The 5,433-nt window shown below is 49.9% G+C and carries 4 protein-coding genes; 1 reads left to right on the top strand and 3 read right to left on the bottom strand.

Features of this window, described 5'->3' with window-relative positions:
• Positions 1–306: 306 nt before the first annotated feature.
• Positions 307–1,212 carry a LysR family transcriptional regulator gene (locus ACRC27_RS00630; protein WP_438634635.1) on the bottom strand — a complete coding sequence of 302 codons (906 nt, stop codon included), beginning with the start codon at positions 1,210–1,212 and terminating at the stop codon, positions 307–309.
• 149 nt (positions 1,213–1,361) lie between these two features.
• Here ACRC27_RS00630 and ACRC27_RS00635 point away from each other — a divergent pair, with 149 nt between their 5' ends.
• Positions 1,362–1,949, top strand: coding sequence for an NAD(P)H-dependent oxidoreductase (locus ACRC27_RS00635; RefSeq protein ID WP_438622558.1), 588 nt, complete (start codon positions 1,362–1,364; stop codon positions 1,947–1,949).
• A gap of 211 nt (positions 1,950–2,160) precedes the next feature.
• Here the strand turns inward: ACRC27_RS00635 and glmS are convergent, their stop codons facing one another.
• Together glmS and ACRC27_RS00645 are read right to left on the bottom strand one after the other, a co-directional pair.
• Positions 2,161–3,993 (bottom strand): glutamine--fructose-6-phosphate transaminase (isomerizing), encoded by a 1,833-nt coding sequence (glmS, locus tag ACRC27_RS00640; RefSeq protein ID WP_438638843.1) that lies wholly within the window; start codon positions 3,991–3,993, stop codon positions 2,161–2,163.
• Between the two features lie 102 nt (positions 3,994–4,095).
• Entirely contained in the window at positions 4,096–4,872 is a 777-nt protein-coding gene (locus tag ACRC27_RS00645) for a DeoR/GlpR family DNA-binding transcription regulator (RefSeq protein ID WP_438622556.1), read from the bottom strand.
• Between the last annotated feature and the right edge of the window lie 561 nt (positions 4,873–5,433).

Here is a 5,433-nt window from a genome sequence, read left to right on the forward strand (position 1 = left end):
ACCCCTCTGCTGATGGTGATGCCACAGTTGCGCCCATTACTATCGCGCTACGCCCGTGTTTGTGCACCCGGCCTGAGCGTGCTTTCGTTTAATGAAATTCCTGATGACAAAAATGTGTCAGTAGTTGGGAATTTGGGATGATACCTTTCCACTCACCAACCATCCCGAACTCAATCTGGATATTTACCGTATAAAAAATAGCACCCCAATAATGGGGTGCCGCTCATTCCTACCCGCGGGTCTCACCAGAAAACCTCAACACATATAACACGCGTTTTCATATCCAATGCAATAATCACCCCTGAGTTAACGCACACTTTTTTCCAGCAAAAAATCGATCAAAACTCGCACCCGTCGCGTTTTTTGACTGTGCTGCGGAAAATAGACATACAACCCAGGGTAAGGGTGCCAATGAGCCGCCAATACTGGCAGTAAACGCCCTTCAGCTAGCAAATCGGCCACTATCGGCTGCATAATTCGCCCAACACCCAAGCCTTTTAATGCCGCATCCACCACCGCATCGGTATCATTCACTACAATACTAGCCGGCATATCCACCACCAATGACTGATCTTCATACCACAGACGCACTGGCGCAAGCTGATTGGAGGTAATAAAACGGTACTGCACCAATTTGTGCTGACGTAACGCCTGTGGTGTTGCTGGTGTTCCATAACGCGTCAGATAGTCAGCCGTTGCAAACAGCGCATCATGCATCGGCGGCGTTAAACGGTGGGCTACCATCCCCTCTTCCAGACGATCACCAAACCGTATCCCCATATCAATACCCTGACGCAAAATATCCACCGTTGCATCAGAGATCGATATCTCAAGCTGGATCTGCGGATAGCGTAAACAAAACTCAGCATAGATCGGGCGGAAAAAGAACTGATACACAAAACGCGGCAAGGTAATACTGACATGGCCAATCGGCTGATCACGCAAATCCTGCACACTATCAACCGCATCAGCCAGCTCCGCCAACAACGGTTTAGTGCGCTGATACAGCTGTAATCCAGCAGCCGTTAGCTCCATACGACGGGTATTACGGGTAAACAGCGGCAACCCCAGCACAGTTTCAAGCTGCTTAAGAGCCTGACTCACTGAGGGCGGGGCAATGCCCAGTTTACCGGCTGCCGCGCGAATACTGCTCTCCTGCACAATGGTTTGAAATACCCACAACTGGTTTGCCGTAACACCCTTCATAAACATAGTTATCTACCGATCTTTTAATTATTAGTAGCTAAAACCTAACAATGAAGTGGGTCAAGCCCCCCTACAGCCGATATCCACTTCACGGTAAGCTCTCTGTTCTGACAATACTCCCTGCCACTACCTTGTATATTAGCCGAGACTCAATAATGACAATCTCTACACACAACACTCAGCGCCCCCGTCAGGTACTGGTTATCTCCGGTCATCCGAATCTGGCAACATCGTATACTAACCGCTTGATCCTCGAACAGCTCGAGCAAAACACCGCACATGTACACGTTCGCCGTTTAGACCGCCTCTATCCCGACTTTAACATTGATATTGAGCGTGAACAGCAAGCCTTACTTACCGCCGATATTGTCGTGCTACAATTTCCGTTTTACTGGTACTCCGTACCGGCACTGCTGAAAAAATGGATTGATGAGGTCTTTACCTTTAACTTTGCTTACGGCTCTGAAGGCGACAAACTAAAAGGGAAAGATCTGATCCTTTCATTTACCGTCGGCGCACCAGAAGACGCTTATAGCGCACTCGGGTATAACCACTTTAGCATTGAACAAATGCTGCGCCCGCTGGAACAAACCGCCTACTTGACCCAAATGGTTTACCGCAAACCAGTCTATAGCCACAACATGGCCTATGTTCCCAATGTACATCATACACAAGAGGCGGTAGAGGCTCGTGCTTACGCCCATGCCGAACGTCTACAGCAGCAAATTCGTACTCTGCTGTAATCCCCTTATGTAACGTATTTATTGGCTAAACGATATGACAGTGAGATGCGCTACCAAAAAAGTCATCTAGATACAGAAATAAAAACAATATGATCAGGGAAAGAGGCGGGAGATAACCGTTAAGAATAATGCAGTAAACATGGCAGGAAAACAGCCTCATACCGTACCAAACAGCCCATTGATACGGTATGAGAAAACAATCAAATTCTCATTACTCCACCGTCACCGATTTAGCCAGATTTCGCGGCTGATCCACATCAGTTCCCTTATTCACTGCCACGTGATAAGACAGCAATTGCAAAGGAATGGTATAGAAAATCGGTGCAACATCATCTTCTACGGGTGGCAACGGAATAATGTTCATCCCTTCTGCCGCAGTAAAATCGGTATCCTGCGCGGTAAAAACATACAGCTGACCGCCGCGTGCGCGCACCTCTTCAATATTTGATTTAAGTTTTTCCAGCAATTCATTATTCGGTGCAACCACAATCACCGGCATATCGGCATCAATCAGCGCCAGCGGGCCGTGTTTTAGCTCACCGGCAGCATAAGCTTCGGCATGAATGTAAGAGATCTCTTTGAGTTTCAGCGCCCCTTCCATCGCAATCGGGTACTGATCACCGCGCCCCAAAAACAGCGCATGTTGCTTCTCGTTAAAATCCATCGCCAGCTTTTCAATCACCTTATCGAGCGACAACATCTGCTCAATCCGGCTTGGCAGTGCCTGTAACGCCTGCACCAGCGTACGCTCACGTGCATCGCTCATCTGATGTAAACGGCCAATTCGCCCCACCAGCAGCAGCAATGCGGCTAATTGGGTAGTAAATGCCTTGGTCGACGCTACACCAATCTCAGCACCGGCGCGGGTCATCAACGATAAATCTGACTCACGCACCAATGATGAACCGGGCACATTACATACCGCCAGCGATCCCAAATAGCCCAGCTCTTTCGATAAACGCAGCGCCGCAAGGGTATCGGCCGTTTCGCCCGACTGCGATAACGTGATAAGTAAACTTCCAGGGCGCAGTACCGATTTACGATAGCGAAACTCAGAGGCGATCTCCACATTACAGGCAACACCGGCAATGCTCTCAAACCAATAACGCGCCACCGCCCCCGCATGGTACGACGTACCACACGCCACAATCTGCACATGCTGCACAGCTGATAGCAAGCGGTCAGCCTCTTCACCCAGCTCACTTAAATCCACTAACCCGTGGCTGATTCGCCCCTCAAGGGTATTTTTTATCGCCACCGGCTGCTCATAAATCTCTTTTTGCATATAGTGCCGGAACTGGCCTTTATCACCAGCATCATGCTGCACGCTCGACTCAATAATCGCGCGATCAACGGCCTGCCCCTGCGCGTTGACAATATTCACCTCACGGCGTGTCACCTCGGCAACATCACCCTCTTCCAAAAAGATAAAACGGCGGGTTACCGGCAGCAGCGCTAACTGATCAGAGGCAATAAAGTTCTCACCCAGACCTAAGCCAATGACCAACGGGCTGCCAGAACGTGCCACCACTACGCGGCTCGGATCACGGCAATCCATCACCACAGTGCCGTATGCACCACTGAGCTGGCGCAACATCCGCTGCACCGCCGCAAACAGGCTGCCACCGTGCTCGGTCAGCTCCCAGTGCGTTAAATGTGCGATAACCTCGGTATCGGTCTGTGAACTGAACACATAACCCCGATCACGCAGTTGCGCGCGCAGTGACTCATAGTTTTCGATAATGCCGTTATGCACCACCGCAATAAACTCAGAAGTGTGCGGATGTGCATTCGCTTCAGAAGGTTCACCGTGTGTAGCCCAACGGGTATGCGCAATACCGGTTCCGCCCACAATCGGCTGTTGCTCAATCGCCTCAGCCAGCACCTGCACTTTACCCAAACGGCGAACACGCTGTAGCTCACCTTGTGCATTAACGACTGCAACACCGGCCGAGTCATAGCCGCGGTACTCCAAACGGCGCAACCCTTCGAGTAAAATCTCTGCAACATCCCGCTGCGCTACCGCGCCAACAATTCCACACATCGTATTCAATTCCTTGATAAATGATCACTGCCTGTCTATCACAACAACATCCGGCACTGACAATGGTTAACGCTGACAATCATGCATGCTGGCCACAGCCCACTACAGGCTCGGCACCTGTGCGCACAAAACCTGCACACCCTGTTGTTCAATGTGTAATTTAATGTCAGGGTCAATTCCCTGATCGGTCACCAAACAGGTGATCTGTGACCATGGCAACTCTAAGTTGGGGATTTTGCGCCCAACCTTGTGCGACTCCGCCAGCACAATCACCTCACGTGCTACCTCGGCCATCACCCGCGATAACCCGAGCAGCTCATTAAAGGTTGTCGTGCCGCGCGCAGGGTCAATGCCCGCTGCGCCGACAAACAGCTGATCAAAGTCATACGAGCGCAACACCTGCTCGGCCACCTGCCCCTGAAATGACTCGGAATGCGGATCCCATGTTCCGCCGGTCATTAAAATAGTAGGCTCGATCTCCAGTTCCTGCAAAGCTGCCGCCACACTCATCGCATTGGTCATCACCACCAAACCACGATAACCGGCCAAATGCGGGATCACCGCTGTTGTCGTGCTACCCGAATCAATAATCAACCGGTTATGATCACGGATCAGTGTCGCAGCCAGCGCCGCTATCGCTAACTTTTGCAACGAAACTTTATCCTCTTCCGGTTCGCTCACCAGCTCTTGAGGGATCAGCACCGCACCACCGTAGCGGCGTAACAGCAAACCATTACGCTCTAACTCAGCCAAATCTTTACGAATGGTCACTTCCGAGGTTTCAAAACGGCGGGCAAGCACATCAACGCTCACTTCCCCCTGCTCACGCAGTAAATTAACAATCGTATGTCGCCGCTGCTGGGTATTGCGTTTACTCATGCACTGCCACCAAAAGTTTCGATTAAGCATTTTACGAAATATAAAACGCATTATATTCTTACGAAACGAAAGATCAACAGTAAACAGCCCTCCACCAACCACTCGGGGAAACGAAAAAAAGCACAAACAAAGCACACAAGAAGAGATCAAAGCAAAAAACAAAACATACAGAGGGATTTTTAGACGATAAAGCCATAAGCGCGAAGTCTTGGCATGTACGGCTAACTCAGGAAAATAGATCAGGCAAATAGAACTGGCAGAGCAGATACCGCTCAGTGCATACCGATAAAAAAAGGGCTGAGAAAACTCAGCCCTGATGTCATTATTTCGCACTATTTTGTTGATGTGTTATCACCACATCTTATCGTATTGTCTTACATCTCAGCCTAAAACTTGCCGCTTTACACTGAGAACATCCGGATAAAAATTAGGCTTTTTTGACCGGACGCTGCCAACCCTGAATATGGCGCTGGGCCACACGGCTGATCACTAACTCATTTTCAGCGATATTTTTAGTCACCGTCGAACCGGCACCAATTGTTGCACCATCGGCTACTGTTA

This window comes from Plesiomonas sp. (assembly GCF_051650925.1).
Taxonomy (GTDB): domain Bacteria; phylum Pseudomonadota; class Gammaproteobacteria; order Enterobacterales; family CAMTGL01; genus Plesiomonas.

Excerpts from the sequence above, each read along its gene's own strand:
- glmS (WP_438638843.1), bottom strand. The coding sequence starts at position 3,993 with ATGTGTGGAATTGTTGGCGCGGTAGCGCAGCGGGATGTTGCAGAGATT.
- ACRC27_RS00630 (WP_438634635.1), bottom strand. The coding sequence starts at position 1,212 with ATGTTTATGAAGGGTGTTACGGCAAACCAGTTGTGGGTATTTCAAACC.
- ACRC27_RS00645 (WP_438622556.1), bottom strand. The coding sequence starts at position 4,872 with ATGAGTAAACGCAATACCCAGCAGCGGCGACATACGATTGTTAATTTA.
- ACRC27_RS00635 (WP_438622558.1), top strand. The coding sequence starts at position 1,362 with ATGACAATCTCTACACACAACACTCAGCGCCCCCGTCAGGTACTGGTT.